The following is a 15,545-nucleotide window of genomic DNA, read 5'->3' on the forward strand; positions in this document are numbered from 1 at the left end:
ACGTGGTTCTAAGACTAAGGTCGTCTGGAACCTGCCCCGCAGCCGCATAGAGTGGATACCGTTCCAACTAAATCTGTGCTGCGAGGATAAAAACAATGAACGACAGCATTTACCTCTCGATTCAAAACAGCCCGCGATTCAAGGAGCTGGTTAGCAAGAGGGAACGATTCGCCTGGATTCTTTCGGCGATCATGCTAGGGCTTTACTCCGGATTCATCCTGTTGATTGCTTACGGTCCGCATGTACTGGGGGCGAAAATCAGCCCTGAGTCATCGATCACCTGGGGTATACCGATCGGTGTCGGGCTGATCGTTTCAGCCTTCGTCCTGACGGGTATTTACGTACGACGCGCCAATGGCGAATTCGACGACCTGAACAATCTGATTCTCAAGGAGGCTCAGCAATGATCCGGCGTCTAATGGCTCTTTTGAGCATCGCAGCCTTCGCACCGGGCGCCTGGGCGGCTGACGCCCTGACCTGGGCCGTACAGAAACAACCGCTTAACGTGTCCGCGATTCTGATGTTCGTCGCTTTCGTCGGCGCGACCCTGTGCATCACCTACTGGGCTTCCAAGAAAAACAAGTCGGCCTCCGACTACTATGCCGCAGGTGGCAAGATCACCGGTTTCCAGAACGGTCTGGCGATTGCCGGTGACTACATGTCGGCGGCGTCCTTCCTGGGTATTTCCGCGCTGGTATTCACCTCTGGTTACGACGGGCTGATCTACTCGATCGGCTTCCTGGTGGGCTGGCCGATCATTCTGTTCCTGATCGCCGAGCGCCTGCGTAACCTGGGTAAATACACCTTTGCCGACGTGGCGTCCTATCGCCTGGGGCAAACCCAGATCCGCTCGCTGTCCGCTTGCGGTTCGCTGGTGGTGGTGGCGTTCTACCTGATCGCGCAAATGGTCGGTGCCGGCAAGCTGATCCAGCTGCTGTTCGGTCTCGATTACCACGTTGCGGTGATCCTGGTCGGCATTCTGATGTGCATGTATGTGCTGTTCGGCGGCATGCTGGCGACCACCTGGGTGCAGATCATCAAGGCTGTCCTGCTGCTGTCCGGCGCTTCCTTCATGGCGCTGATGGTCATGAAGCACGTCAACTTCGACTTCAACGCACTGTTCTCCGAGGCGATCAAGGTTCACCCGAAAGGTGAAGCGATCATGAGCCCGGGCGGTCTGGTGAAAGATCCGATCTCGGCGTTCTCCCTGGGCCTGGCTCTGATGTTTGGTACCGCTGGCCTGCCGCACATCCTGATGCGCTTCTTCACCGTGAGTGACGCGAAGGAAGCTCGCAAGAGCGTGCTGTACGCCACTGGCTTCATTGGCTACTTCTACATCCTGACCTTCATCATCGGCTTCGGCGCGATCCTGCTGGTCAGCACCAACCCAGCCTTCAAGGATGCGGCTGGCGCGCTGTTGGGCGGTAACAACATGGCGGCGGTGCACCTGGCCAACGCGGTCGGTGGCAGCATCTTCCTGGGCTTCATCTCGGCGGTAGCGTTCGCGACCATTCTGGCAGTAGTGGCCGGTCTGACCCTGGCCGGTGCTTCGGCGGTGTCCCACGACCTGTACGCCAGCGTGATCAAGAAGGGCAAGGCCAACGAGAAGGATGAAATCCGCGTCTCGAAAATCACCACCATCGCTCTGGCGGTATTGGCGATCGGGCTGGGCATCCTGTTCGAAAGCCAGAACATCGCGTTCATGGTGGGCCTGGCGTTCTCCATCGCGGCGAGCTGCAACTTCCCGGTCCTGCTGCTTTCCATGTACTGGAAAAAGCTGACCACCCGTGGCGCGATGATCGGCGGCTGGTTGGGTCTGATCAGTGCTGTAGGTTTGATGATCCTTGGGCCAACCATCTGGGTGCAAATCCTGCATCACGAGAAGGCGATCTTCCCGTATGAGTACCCGGCACTGTTCTCGATGATCATTGCTTTTGTCGGGATCTGGTTCTTCTCGATTACCGATAAATCGGCGGCGGCTGACAATGAGCGGGCGCTGTTCTTCCCGCAGTTTGTGCGTTCGCAGACCGGATTGGGCGCGAGTGGCGCGGTTTCGCACTAAGGCTTTGGGTTTGTTTGTGTAAGTTGGGTTAAACATAAATGCCCCGGTCGAGAGATTGGGGCATTTTTTTTGTTCGCTGATCGCCCTGTATCGTTGATCGTTCCCACGCTCTGCGTGGGAATGCATCCCGTGACGCTCCGCGTCACCATTGCGCAGGACTCAAGCCTTACGTCGACAGCGGAACGCGGAGCGTCCCTGGCGGCATTCCCACGCGGAGCAGGGGAACGATGCGCACAAACAAAAACGGCCTCCATATAAATAGAGGCCGTTCCCGGTATAACTCAACACGCTATCGCAAGACAGATCTTACTTGCGGTCTTCCAGCTTGGTGATGTCACGCGACTCGTAGCCGGTGTACAACTGGCGCGGACGGCCGATCTTGTACGGGCTGGAGAGCATTTCTTTCCAGTGGGAGATCCAGCCGACAGTCCGCGCCAGGGCGAAGATCACGGTGAACATGCTGGTTGGAATGCCGATCGCCTTGAGGATGATCCCCGAGTAGAAGTCGACGTTCGGGTACAGCGAGCGTTCGATGAAGTACGGGTCGGTCAGGGCGATCTCTTCCAGGCGCATGGCCAGTTCGAGTTGCGGATCGTTCTGGATGCCCAGTTCCTTCAACACTTCGTCGCAGGTCTGCTTCATCACGGTGGCGCGTGGGTCGCGGTTTTTGTAAACGCGGTGACCGAAGCCCATCAGTTTGAACGGATCGTTCTTGTCCTTGGCCTTGGCGATGAACTTGTCGATGTTCGACACATCGCCAATTTCATCGAGCATGGACAGAACGGCTTCGTTGGCGCCGCCGTGGGCAGGGCCCCACAGTGCAGCGATACCGGCAGCGATACAGGCGAACGGGTTGGCACCCGAGGAGCCTGCCAGGCGTACGGTGGAAGTCGATGCGTTCTGCTCGTGGTCGGCATGGAGGATGAAGATCCGGTCCATGGCCTTGGCGAGTACCGGGCTGATCGGTTTGATCTCGCACGGGGTGTTGAACATCATGTGCAGGAAGTTTTCCGCGTACGACAGGTCGTTGCGCGGGTACATCATGGGTTGGCCCATGGAGTACTTGTAAACCATCGCTGCCAGGGTCGGCATCTTGGCAACCAGACGGATCGCGGAGATTTCGCGATGCTGCGGGTTATTGATGTCGAGCGAGTCGTGGTAGAAGGCCGAAAGGGCGCCGACTACGCCGCACATGACGGCCATCGGGTGGGCGTCGCGACGGAAGCCGTTGAAGAAGGTCTTGAGCTGCTCGTGAACCATGGTGTGGTTTTTCACGGTGCTGACGAACTGGGCCTTCTGCTCTGCGGTCGGCAGTTCGCCGTTGAGCAGCAGATAGCAGGTTTCCAAGTAGTCCGACTTTTCAGCCAGCTGTTCGATCGGGTAGCCGCGGTGCAGCAGAATGCCGTTGTCGCCGTCGATATAGGTGATCTTCGACTCGCAAGAAGCGGTCGACATGAAACCAGGGTCAAAGGTGAAACGGCCCGTGGCCGTCAGGCCCCGAACATCGATAACATCGGGACCAACGGTGCCGGTTAAAATGGGCAGCTCGACGGGGGCAGCGCCCTCGATGATCAACTGCGCTTTTTTGTCAGCCATGTGGCCTCCTATTTATGCTTGAAATCATCAGACAGACCCCCCACGCAGGGCCCGCACCACTATAGTGAGATAAATTCGAATGTCAATTTGCCTAAAGTCTTGCTCCAGAAGGCTTTAACCATACTTTTTTCTCGAAATTGCCTGCCATTTACGCCTTTTATGTCAGTTGTGCAATCAGCTGTTTGGGTGAGGTCTTTGCGTTGTCATTAGTAGCCTAACTGTCTATACTCGGCAGCCGACCGCCAAGGGCTTTTGGGCTTGCGTTATTGGGGGTCGCCTCCCTGGGTGGTGGTTACCTGACCAGTGCACTCCCCAACAACTTTGCCCTGATTGTTAGGGGCTCTTCAGTGTGAAAAAAAAGCCGTGAAAAGCCAACGACCTGTAAACCTAGACCTAAGGACCATCAAACTCCCAGTCACTGCTTACACGTCCATTCTTCACCGTATCTCCGGTGTCATCCTCTTCGTGTGCCTTGCCATCATGCTTTATGCATTGGACAAGTCGCTGAGCTCCGAGGAAGGCTTCGGTGAGGTGAAAGCGTGTCTGACCAGTCCGCTAGCCAAGCTAGTGATTTGGGGCATCCTGTCCGCCTTGCTGTATCACCTGGTTGCCGGTGTGCGCCACTTGATCATGGACATGGGCATCGGTGAGACGCTGGAAGGCGGCAAGCTGGGCTCGAAAATCATTATCGCCGTTTCCGTGGTGGTAATCGTTCTGGCAGGAGTTTGGATATGGTAACTAACGTCACGAACCTCTCGCGTTCGGGCCTCTATGACTGGATGGCGCAACGCGTTTCTGCGGTCGTTCTCGCGGCTTACTTCATTTTCCTGATCGGATACCTCGTGGCGAACCCGGGCCTTGGCTATGACCAATGGCACGCGCTCTTCGCCAACAACTGGATGCGTATTTTCAGCCTGCTGGCCCTTGTTGCTCTGGGCGCTCACGCCTGGGTCGGCATGTGGACCATCGCGACCGACTACCTGACGCCAATGGCGTTCGGCAAGTCCGCGACGGCTATACGTTTCCTCTTCCAGGCAGTATGCGGCGTTGCGATGTTCGCTTACTTCGTCTGGGGTGTGCAGATTCTCTGGGGTATCTGATTCATGGCTAACATTCCAACGATTTCTTTCGACGCCATCATTATTGGTGGTGGCGGTGCCGGCATGCGCGCAGCGCTGCAACTGGCGCAAGGCGGTCACAAGACTGCGGTAATCACCAAGGTTTTCCCGACCCGTTCGCACACTGTATCCGCCCAGGGCGGCATCACCTGCGCCATCGCGTCCGCCGATCCAAACGATGACTGGCGCTGGCACATGTACGATACCGTCAAGGGTTCCGACTATATCGGTGACCAGGACGCTATCGAATACATGTGTCAGGAAGGCCCAGCCGCCGTTTACGAGCTGGACCACATGGGTATGCCGTTCTCGCGTACCGAGCAAGGCCGTATCTACCAGCGTCCGTTTGGCGGCCAGTCGAAGGATTACGGTAAAGGCGGGCAGGCTGCCCGTACTTGCGCCGCTTCCGACCGTACCGGTCACGCGCTGCTGCACACCCTTTATCAGGGCAACCTGAAAGCCGGTACCGTGTTCCTCAACGAGTACTACGCCGTTGACCTGGTGAAAAACCAGAGCGGCGAATTCGTCGGCGTTATCGCCATCTGCATCGAAACCGGCGAAACCACCTACATCCGTGCCAAGGCGACTGTTCTGGCAACTGGCGGTGCAGGTCGCATCTACGCGTCCACCACCAACGCCCTGATCAACACCGGTGACGGCGTTGGCATGGCTCTGCGTGCTGGCGTACCGGTACAAGACATCGAAATGTGGCAGTTCCACCCGACCGGCATCGCCGGCGCCGGTGTACTGGTGACCGAAGGTTGCCGTGGTGAAGGTGGTTACCTGATCAACAAGCACGGCGAGCGTTTCATGGAGCGTTATGCTCCGAACGCCAAAGACCTTGCTGGTCGTGACGTTGTGGCCCGTTCGATGGTTAAAGAAATCATCGCTGGCAACGGCTGTGGCCCGAACGGCGACCACGTAATGCTTAAGCTCGACCACCTGGGCGAGGAAGTGTTGCACAGCCGTCTGCCAGGCATCTGTGAACTGTCGAAGACGTTTGCTCACGTTGACCCGGTTGTTGCTCCGGTTCCGGTTGTTCCTACCTGCCACTATATGATGGGCGGCGTTGCCACCAACATTCACGGTCAGGCGATCACACAGGACGCCGATGGCGTAGACACCATCATCCCTGGCCTGTTCGCTGTAGGCGAAGTGGCTTGCGTATCGGTTCACGGCGCCAACCGTCTGGGCGGCAACTCGTTGCTCGACCTGGTGGTATTCGGTCGTGCGGCCGGTCTGCACCTGGAAAAAGCGCTGACCGACGGTATCGAATACGACGAGGCCACCGAGGCCGACATCACTGCGGCCCTGTCGCGCCTGTCCGCTCTGAACGAGCGTACCGATGGCGAAGACGTGGCAACCCTGCGTCGCGAGCTGCAAAGTTGCATGCAGAACTACTTCGGTGTATTCCGTACCGGCGAATACATGCAGAAGGGTATTGCCCAGCTGGCTGATCTGCGCAAGCGCATCGCCAACGTCAAGATCAACGACAAGTCGCAGGCGTTCAACACTGCGCGTATCGAAGCTCTGGAACTGCAGAACCTGCTGGAAGTGGCTGAAGCTACCGCCATCGCTGCCGAAGTACGTAAAGAGTCCCGCGGTGCTCACGCCCGTGAAGACTTCGAAGATCGTGACGACGAAAACTGGCTGTGCCACACCCTGTACTTCCCGGGTGAGAAGCGCGTTGCCAAGCGTGCCGTGAACTTCTCGCCGAAGACTGTTCCGACTTTTGAACCTAAGATTCGGACTTATTAAGGGTGGCCGCCATGTTGCAAGTCAGTGTTTATCGTTACAACCCTGATCAGGACGCTGCGCCGTTCATGCAGGAATTCCAGGTTGATACCGGTGGTAAAGACCTGATGGTGCTGGACGTGCTGGCCCTGATCAAAGAGCAGGACGAAGGTTTCTCCTATCGTCGCTCTTGCCGTGAAGGTGTTTGCGGTTCCGACGGCATGAACATCAACGGCAAAAACGGCCTGGCGTGCGTCACGCCGCTGTCTGCCGTCGTAAAAGGTAACAAGTTGATCGTTCGTCCTCTGCCAGGTTTGCCGGTTATCCGTGACCTGGTCGTCGATATGAGCATCTTCTACAAGCAATACGAAAAGGTTAAGCCTTACCTGCAGAACGACACGCCGGCTCCGGCCATCGAGCGTCTGCAGTCCCCTGAAGAGCGTGAAAAGCTCGACGGTCTGTACGAGTGCATCCTGTGCGCCTGCTGCTCGACCTCGTGCCCGTCCTTCTGGTGGAACCCGGACAAGTTCCTGGGTCCCGCTGCACTGCTGCAAGCGTACCGCTTCCTGGCAGACAGCCGTGATACCAAGACGTCCGAGCGTCTGGCTTCGCTGGATGACCCGTTCAGCGTATTCCGCTGCCGCGGGATCATGAACTGCGTCAACGTATGTCCCAAAGGCCTGAACCCGACTAAAGCCATTGGTCACATCCGTAACATGCTGCTCTCCAGCGGCGTGTGATTCAGCTGCTGTACCCGCTGTACCCGTAGATGCTACGGCGCAGGCTTCAACCGGCGCCGTAGTTTTAACCTGAGCAGTAGCTTAAAAGGCTGCGGCTCTTATTTTGAAGAAATGAGACAAGCAGGGGCATCCGGGCTGGTACCCGGACTATCAGTGTGATCCTAGTGGCTTGTTTTGGTCGCTGCATTCGGACTTCTGCAAGTTTGCTCGGTGTCGACACCGGTGGTGTTCCCCTAACCGAGGGTGACCAAGCATGCAAGAAAGCGTGATGCAGCGCATGTGGAACAGCGCCTACCTATCCGGTAGTAACGCTGCCTATGTGGAAGAGCTCTACGAGCTCTACCTGCACGACCCTAACGCTGTGCCAGAAGAGTGGCGCACCTACTTCCAGAAGTTGCCTGCTGACGGCAACTCTGCCACCGATGTTTCGCACTCCACAATTCGCGATCATTTCGTCTTGCTGGCAAAGAACCAGCGCCGCGCCCAACCGGTTTCCGCCGGCAGCGTGAGCAGTGAGCACGAGAAGAAGCAAGTTGAAGTGCTGCGATTGATCCAGGCCTACCGTATGCGTGGCCACCAGGCAGCCCAGCTTGACCCGCTGGGGCTGTGGCAGCGTCCTGCACCTGCAGACCTGTCGATCAATCATTACGGCTTGACCAATGCCGATCTTGATACGACCTTCCGTGCCGGCGACCTGTTCATCGGCAAAGAGGAAGCGAGCCTACGCGAAATTCACGAAGCGTTGCAGCAGACATATTGCCGCACCATCGGCGCTGAGTTTACGCATATCACCGATTCCGAGCAGCGCCAGTGGTTCCAGCAGCGTCTGGAAAGCGTGCGTGGCCGTCCGACGTACTCCGCCGACATCAAGAGCCACCTGCTCGAGCGCGTGACCGCCGGTGAAGGCCTGGAAAAATACCTGGGCACCAAATACCCGGGTACCAAGCGTTTCGGCCTGGAAGGCGGCGAGAGCCTGATTCCGATGCTCGACGAGCTGATCCAGCGTTCCGGTTCCTACGGCACCAAGGAAATCGTCATCGGCATGGCCCACCGTGGTCGTCTCAACGTGCTGGTCAACACCTTCGGCAAGAACCCGCGCGAGCTGTTCGACGAGTTCGAAGGCAAGAAGAAGGTCGAGCTGGGTTCCGGTGACGTTAAATACCACCAGGGCTTCTCGTCCAACGTAATGACCACCGGCGGTGAAGTTCACCTGGCCATGGCGTTCAACCCGTCCCACCTGGAAATCGTTTCCCCGGTGGTCGAGGGTTCGGTTCGCGCCCGTCAGGATCGTCGTAACGACCTGACTGGTGAGAAGGTCCTGCCGATCTCCATCCACGGTGACGCGGCATTCGCCGGTCAAGGCGTGGTGATGGAAACCTTCCAGATGTCGCAGACCCGCGGTTTCAAGACCGGCGGTACCGTGCACATCGTGATCAACAACCAGGTCGGTTTCACCATCAGCAACCCGTTGGACTCGCGTTCCACCGAGTACGCCACCGACGTCGCGAAGATGATCCAGGCGCCGATCCTCCATGTGAATGGTGATGATCCGGAAGCCGTGTTGTTCGTGACCCAGCTGGCCATCGACTACCGCATGCAGTTCAAGCGCGACGTAGTGATCGATCTGGTCTGCTACCGTCGTCGCGGCCACAACGAGGCCGACGAGCCAAGCGGCACCCAGCCCCTGATGTACCAGCAGATCACCAAGCAGCGCACCACCCGTGAGCTGTATGCCGATCGTCTGACCCAGGGCGGTGTACTCGACGCAGAGCGTGTTCAGGCCAAGGTCGACGAATATCGCAGCGCGCTGGACAACGGTCTGCACGTCGTGAAAAGCCTGGTCAAAGAGCCGAACAAAGAGTTGTTCGTGGACTGGCGCCCGTATCTGGGCCACGCCTGGACCGCGCGTCACGACACTCGCTTCGATCTGAAAACCTTGCAGGAACTGTCCGCCAAGCTGCTGGAAATCCCGGATGGCTTCGTGGTTCAGCGCCAGGTTGCGAAGATCTACGAAGACCGTCAGAAGATGCAAGCCGGCGGCCTGCCGATAAACTGGGGTTACGCCGAAACCATGGCGTACGCGACCCTGGCGTTCGAAGGTCACCCGATCCGCATGACCGGCCAGGACATCGGCCGCGGTACGTTCTCGCACCGTCATGCCGTGTTGCACAACCAGAAAGACGCGGGCACCTACATCCCGTTGCAAAACCTGTACGACGGTCAGCCACGTTTCGACATGTACGATTCGTTCCTGTCCGAAGAAGCCGTACTGGCGTTCGAATACGGTTACTCGACCACCACGCCTGATGCGCTGGTGATCTGGGAAGCCCAGTTCGGCGACTTCGCCAACGGTGCCCAGGTGGTTATCGACCAGTTCATCACCAGTGGCGAGCACAAGTGGGGCCGTCTTTGCGGTCTGACCATGCTGCTGCCGCACGGTTATGAAGGTCAGGGGCCGGAGCACTCCTCGGCTCGTCTGGAGCGTTACCTGCAGCTGTGCGCCGAGCACAACATTCAGGTAGCGGTACCGACTACGCCGGCCCAGATCTACCACTTGCTGCGTCGTCAGGTGATTCGCCCGCTGCGCAAGCCATTGATCGTTCTGACTCCGAAGTCGCTGCTGCGTCACAAACTGGCCATCTCGACCCTGGAAGATCTGGCCGAAGGTTCGTTCCAGACCGTAATCCCGGAAATCGACGTCCAAGACCCGACAAAGGTCGATCGCGTTGTCCTGTGTAGCGGCAAGGTCTACTACGACCTGCTGGAAAAACGCCGTGCCGAAGGTCGTGAAGACATCGCCATCGTGCGTATCGAGCAGCTGTACCCATTCCCTGAGGACGACTTGAAAGAAGTCCTGGCGCCTTACACCAACGCCAAGCATGCCGTCTGGTGCCAGGAAGAGCCGATGAACCAGGGCGCGTGGTACTGCAGCCAACACCACATGCGTCGCAGCATCAGCAACCTCAACAAGTCTCTCGTACTCGAGTACGCGGGCCGTGAGGCTTCTGCTGCACCGGCATGCGGTTACGCATCGATGCACGCTGAGCAGCAGGAAAAACTGCTGCAAGACGCCTTTACTGTTTAACGCCTTCGCGCACCTGAAACCGAATTTAAGGACCCACAGATAATGGCTATCGAAATCAAAGCCCCCACTTTCCCGGAATCGGTTGCCGATGGCACCGTTGCCACCTGGCACAAGCAACCGGGCGACGCGGTCAAGCGCGACGAACTGATCGTCGACATCGAAACCGATAAAGTCGTACTCGAAGTGTTGGCTACCGCTGACGGCGTGCTGGGCGCTATCGTCAAGAACGAAGGCGACACCGTTCTGTCCGACGAAGTGCTGGGCTCGATCGTTGAGGGCGGCGCTGCTGCCGCTCCAGCCGCTGCTGCTCCCGCCGCCGCTGCTCAGGCTGGTGCCCCTGCTGCCGAAGGCGAAGACGATCCTGTTGCTGCACCGGCTGCGCGCAAGCTGGCTGAAGAAAACGGCATCAACATCGCTTCCGTTGCCGGCACCGGCAAAGGCGGTCGCGTGACCAAGGAAGACGTGGTTGCAGCCGTTGCTGCCAAGAAAGCCGCCCCGGCTGCTGCGCCTGCCAAGGCCGCCGCACCTGCCGCTGCTGCTCCGGTGTTCGCTGCTGGCGATCGCATCGAGAAGCGCGTACCGATGACCCGCGTGCGGGCCACCGTTGCCAAGCGTCTGGTCGAAGCTCAGTCGAACATGGCGATGCTGACCACTTTCAACGAAGTCGACATGACCGAAGTCATGGCCCTGCGTTCGAAGTACAAAGACCTGTTCGAGAAGTCCCACAACGGCGTGCGCCTGGGCTTCATGTCGTTCTTCGTGAAAGCGGCCACCGAAGCGCTGAAACGCTTCCCGGCTGTCAACGCCTCGATCGACGGCGGCGACATCGTTTACCACGGCTACGCTGACGTCGGCGTTGCAGTTTCCAGCGATCGCGGCCTGGTTGTACCGGTTCTGCGTAACGCCGAACTGATGAGCCTGGCTGAAATCGAAGGCGGCATCGCCACCTTCGGCAAGAAAGCCCGCGACGGCAAACTGTCGATGGACGAAATGACCGGTGGTACCTTCACCATCACCAACGGCGGTACCTTCGGTTCGATGATGTCGACCCCGATCGTCAACCCGCCACAAGCAGCCATCCTGGGCATGCACAACATCATCCAGCGTCCGATGGCCATCAACGGTCAGGTCGTTATCCGTCCGATGATGTACCTGGCACTGTCCTACGATCACCGTCTGATCGATGGCAAAGAAGCTGTGACTTTCCTGGTGACCATCAAGAACCTGCTGGAAGATCCGGCTCGTCTGTTGCTGGATATCTGATCGAAGCAGCCACGAGCTGCAAACCGGGCTGTCGGAAAACCCGCGGCCTGGCTTGCAGCTTGCGGCTTCAAGCTTTTCGCTAAAGAGGATTTTTTGAATGTCGCAGAAATTTGACGTAGTAGTGATCGGCGCTGGCCCTGGCGGCTATGTGGCTGCCATCAAGGCCGCACAGCTGGGTCTTTCGACCGCCTGCATCGAGAAGTACACCGACAAGGATGACAAACTGGCTCTGGGCGGTACTTGCCTGAACGTCGGCTGCATTCCGTCCAAGGCGCTGCTGGACAGCTCCTGGAAGTACAAGGAAGCCAAAGAAGGCTTCGCGATCCACGGTATCAACCACGCTGGCGTGACCATGGACGTGCCAGCAATGGTCGGCCGTAAAGCCACCATCGTCAAAGGCCTGACCTCCGGTGTTGCAACCCTGTTCAAAGCCAACGGTGTGACTTCCATTCAGGGTCACGGCAAGCTGCTGGCCGGCAAGAAAGTCGAAGTCACCAAGCCTGACGGTTCGGTAGAAATCATCGAAGCCGAAAACGTGATCCTGGCTCCAGGTTCGCGTCCGATCGACATTCCACCGGCTCCGGTCGACCAGAATGTGATCGTCGATTCGACTGGCGCCCTGGAATTCCAATCGGTACCAAAACGTCTGGGCGTGATCGGCGCTGGCGTGATCGGTCTGGAACTGGGTTCGGTCTGGTCGCGTCTGGGTGCAGAAGTGACTGTCCTGGAAGCCCTGGACACTTTCCTGATGGCAGCTGACGCCGCTGTTTCCAAGGAAGCGCTGAAAACCCTGACCAAACAGGGCCTGGACATCAAGCTGGGCGCTCGCGTGACCGGTTCCAAAGTGAACGGCGACGAAGTCGTGGTGAACTACACCGATGCCAAGGGCGAACAGAACATCACTTTCGACAAGCTGATCGTAGCCGTTGGTCGCCGACCTGTGACCACTGATCTGTTGGCTGCCGACTGCGGCGTGACCCTGGACGAGCGCGGTTTCGTGCACGTCGATGATCACTGCGCCACCACTGTGCCGGGCGTCTACGCCATTGGTGACGTGGTTCGCGGCATGATGCTGGCGCACAAAGCGTCGGAAGAGGGCATCATGGTTGTCGAGCGCATCAAGGGCCACAAGGCCCAGATGAACTATGATTTGATCCCTTCGGTTATTTATACTCACCCGGAAATCGCGTGGGTTGGTAAAACCGAGCAGGCCTTGAAAGCTGAAGGCGTTGAAGTTAACGTCGGCACCTTCCCGTTTGCAGCCTCCGGCCGTGCCATGGCTGCCAATGACACCGGTGGTTTCGTCAAGGTCATCGCAGATGCCAAGACAGACCGCGTACTGGGCGTCCACGTGATTGGCCCAAGCGCTGCGGAACTGGTTCAACAGGGCGCAATCGGTATGGAATTCGGCACCAGCGCTGAAGACCTGGGCATGATGGTTTTCTCCCATCCGACCCTGTCTGAAGCCTTGCACGAAGCTGCTTTGGCAGTGAATGGCGGCGCCATCCACATCGCCAACCGCAAGAAGCGTTAAGACAATAAGAAACCACGGCGGAATGGCCCGTCGTGAGCCTTGCATGCAAGACTCACCGCGGAATATCCGCTGGACGCAGTCTTGCATAGCTGCACCGGTTGTCCGGAAAGGCTATGCAAGCAGCAGTCACAGGTGGTGCGGCACTTGAATGAGTGCAGCACCGAATGCGCAGTACCTAACGAAGACGGTAATAAGCATGAATCTTCACGAGTATCAGGGTAAGCAGCTGTTCGCTGAGTACGGCCTGCCAGTTTCCACTGGTTACGCGGTAGACACCCCGGAAGCAGCAGCAGAAGCTTGCGACAAAATCGGCGGCAGCGAGTGGGTTGTCAAAGCCCAGGTCCACGCCGGTGGTCGCGGTAAAGCGGGCGGCGTCAAGCTGGTTCGCAGCAAAGAAGACGCCAAGGCATTCGCACAGCAGTGGCTGGGCAAGCGTCTGGTGACTTACCAGACTGATGCCAATGGTCAGCCAGTCACCAAGATCCTGGTTGAATCGTGCACTGATATCGCTAAAGAGCTGTACCTGGGCGCTGTCGTTGACCGTTCGAGCCGTCGTATCGTGTTCATGGCTTCCACCGAAGGTGGCGTGGACATCGAGAAAATCGCTCACGACACTCCAGAAAAAATTCTGAAAGCCACTATCGATCCACTGGTTGGCGCTCAGCCATTCCAGGGTCGCGAGCTGGCATTCCAGCTGGGTCTGGAAGGTAAGCAAGTTGCTCAGTTCGCCAAGATCTTCGTAGGTCTGGCCAAGCTGTTCAAGGATCACGACCTGGCCCTGCTGGAAGTGAACCCGCTGGTGATCAAGGCTGACGGCGATCTGCATTGCCTCGATGCCAAGATCAACATCGACGCCAACGCCATGTACCGTCAGCCTAAGCTGAAGACTTTCCACGATCCGTCGCAAGACGATCCGCGCGAAGCGCACGCTGCCAAGTTCGAACTGAACTACGTAGCGCTGGAAGGCAACATCGGTTGCATGGTCAACGGTGCTGGCCTGGCCATGGGTACCATGGACATCGTCAACCTGCATGGCGGCAAACCAGCCAACTTCCTCGACGTGGGCGGCGGTGCTACCAAAGAACGCGTTACCGAAGCGTTCAAGATCATTCTGTCCGACACCAACGTCGCTGCAGTACTGGTTAACATCTTCGGCGGCATCGTTCGTTGCGACATGATTGCCGAAGGCATCATCGGTGCAGTGAAAGAAGTCGGCGTGAAAATCCCGGTTGTTGTTCGCCTTGAAGGCAACAACGCTGAGCTGGGCGCTAAAGTACTGGCAGAAAGCGGTTTGAACATCATCGCTGCTACCAGCCTGACCGACGCTGCTCAACAAGTTGTCAAAGCTGCGGAGGGCAAATAATGAGCGTCCTGATCAATAAAGACACCAAAGTTATCTGCCAGGGTATTACCGGTTCGCAAGGTAGTTTCCACACCCAGCAAGCCATCGAGTACGGCACCAAGATGGTTGGTGGTGTAACTCCTGGTAAAGGCGGCACCGAGCACCTGGGCCTGCCAGTGTTCAACACCGTTAAAGACGCAGTAGCTGCCACTGGCGCCACCGCCAGCGTGATCTACGTTCCGGCTCCTTTCTGCAAAGATTCGATCCTGGAAGCGGCTTTCGGCGGCATCAAGCTGATCGTGTGCATCACCGAAGGCATTCCTACCCTGGACATGCTGGACGCTAAAGTTAAGTGCGACGAGCTGGGTGTAATCCTGATCGGCCCTAACTGCCCAGGCGTTATCACCCCAGGCGAATGCAAGATCGGCATCATGCCAGGTCACATTCACTTGCCAGGCAAGGTCGGTATCGTTTCCCGTTCCGGCACCCTGACCTACGAAGCTGTGAAGCAGACTACTGACGCCGGTTTCGGTCAGTCGACTTGCGTCGGCATCGGTGGTGACCCGATCCCGGGTTCGAACTTCATCGACATCCTGAAGCTGTTCCAGGAAGACCCGAAGACCGAAGCGATCGTGATGATCGGTGAGATCGGCGGTTCGGCTGAAGAAGAAGCGGCTGCCTACATCAAGGCACACGTGACCAAGCCGGTTGTTTCCTACATCGCTGGTGTGACTGCTCCTCCGGGCAAGCGCATGGGCCATGCTGGCGCAATCATCTCTGGCGGTAAAGGCACTGCAGACGAGAAGTTTGCTGCCCTGGAAGACGCAGGCGTTAAAACCGTGCGTTCGCTGGCAGACATCGGCAAGGCTTTGTCCGAGCTGACTGGTTGGGCTGTCAAGTAAGCCTCGCGCTTAGCTGACGCTTCACCAAACAAAGGCCACCTTCGGGTGGCCTTTGTCATTTCCGGCGTATGAGAAATGCAGGGCTTTTGTGGCGAGGGGATTTATCCCCGTTGGGTCGCGAAGCGGCCTCAGAACCATCACATGTGGTACATCAGGTATACCAGCATTA

Annotated in this window: 12 protein-coding genes; 11 read left to right on the forward strand and 1 reads right to left on the reverse strand. The window is 57.9% G+C overall.

What is annotated here, in order from left to right:
- Window positions 1–95: 95 nt before the first annotated feature.
- Window positions 96–407 carry a DUF485 domain-containing protein gene (locus tag ACA058_RS08025; protein WP_497638612.1) on the forward strand — a complete coding sequence of 104 codons (312 nt, stop codon included), beginning with the start codon at window positions 96–98 and terminating at the stop codon, window positions 405–407.
- A complete protein-coding gene (locus ACA058_RS08030) occupies window positions 404–2,062 on the forward strand; it encodes a cation acetate symporter (RefSeq protein WP_497638613.1) in 1,659 nt (552 codons plus the stop codon). Before ACA058_RS08025 ends, ACA058_RS08030 begins: the two co-directional genes overlap by 4 nt.
- Before the next feature lie 306 nt (window positions 2,063–2,368).
- Here ACA058_RS08030 and gltA read toward each other — a convergent pair whose 3' ends face one another.
- Window positions 2,369–3,658, reverse strand: coding sequence for a citrate synthase (gltA, locus tag ACA058_RS08035; RefSeq protein ID WP_497638614.1), 1,290 nt, complete (start codon window positions 3,656–3,658; stop codon window positions 2,369–2,371).
- 363 nt (window positions 3,659–4,021) lie between these two features.
- Between gltA and sdhC the strand changes: the two genes are divergently transcribed.
- From sdhC to sucD, 9 genes are all read left to right on the forward strand, one after another.
- On the forward strand, window positions 4,022–4,396 hold the full coding sequence (sdhC, locus tag ACA058_RS08040; RefSeq protein WP_032831904.1) for a succinate dehydrogenase, cytochrome b556 subunit: 375 nt from the start codon (window positions 4,022–4,024) through the stop codon (window positions 4,394–4,396).
- On the forward strand, window positions 4,390–4,758 hold the full coding sequence (gene sdhD / locus ACA058_RS08045; RefSeq protein WP_008063295.1) for a succinate dehydrogenase, hydrophobic membrane anchor protein: 369 nt from the start codon (window positions 4,390–4,392) through the stop codon (window positions 4,756–4,758). Before sdhC ends, sdhD begins: the two co-directional genes overlap by 7 nt.
- Before the next feature lie 3 nt (window positions 4,759–4,761).
- Entirely contained in the window at window positions 4,762–6,534 is a 1,773-nt protein-coding gene (sdhA, locus tag ACA058_RS08050; RefSeq protein ID WP_497638615.1) for a succinate dehydrogenase flavoprotein subunit, read from the forward strand.
- An 11-nt stretch (window positions 6,535–6,545) separates the two neighbouring features.
- Window positions 6,546–7,250, forward strand: a complete 705-nt coding sequence (locus ACA058_RS08055; protein WP_008063297.1) for a succinate dehydrogenase iron-sulfur subunit — start codon at window positions 6,546–6,548, stop codon at window positions 7,248–7,250.
- Window positions 7,251–7,503: 253 nt separating this feature from the next.
- On the forward strand, window positions 7,504–10,335 hold the full coding sequence (locus ACA058_RS08060; protein WP_497638616.1) for a 2-oxoglutarate dehydrogenase E1 component: 2,832 nt from the start codon (window positions 7,504–7,506) through the stop codon (window positions 10,333–10,335).
- Between the two features lie 42 nt (window positions 10,336–10,377).
- Window positions 10,378–11,598: a 2-oxoglutarate dehydrogenase complex dihydrolipoyllysine-residue succinyltransferase gene (odhB, locus tag ACA058_RS08065; protein WP_497638617.1), complete on the forward strand. Its 1,221-nt coding sequence runs from the start codon at window positions 10,378–10,380 to the stop codon at window positions 11,596–11,598.
- Window positions 11,599–11,695: 97 nt separating this feature from the next.
- Window positions 11,696–13,132 (forward strand): dihydrolipoyl dehydrogenase, encoded by a 1,437-nt coding sequence (lpdA, locus tag ACA058_RS08070; protein WP_497638618.1) that lies wholly within the window; start codon window positions 11,696–11,698, stop codon window positions 13,130–13,132.
- A gap of 196 nt (window positions 13,133–13,328) precedes the next feature.
- Window positions 13,329–14,495 (forward strand): ADP-forming succinate--CoA ligase subunit beta, encoded by a 1,167-nt coding sequence (gene sucC / locus ACA058_RS08075; RefSeq protein WP_007919879.1) that lies wholly within the window; start codon window positions 13,329–13,331, stop codon window positions 14,493–14,495.
- On the forward strand, window positions 14,495–15,376 hold the full coding sequence (gene sucD, locus ACA058_RS08080) for a succinate--CoA ligase subunit alpha (RefSeq protein WP_095060813.1): 882 nt from the start codon (window positions 14,495–14,497) through the stop codon (window positions 15,374–15,376). The genes sucC and sucD overlap by 1 nt, the downstream gene beginning before the upstream one ends.
- The last annotated feature ends 169 nt before the right edge of the window (window positions 15,377–15,545 follow it).

The organism is Pseudomonas sp. LBUM1649, from assembly GCF_059716155.1.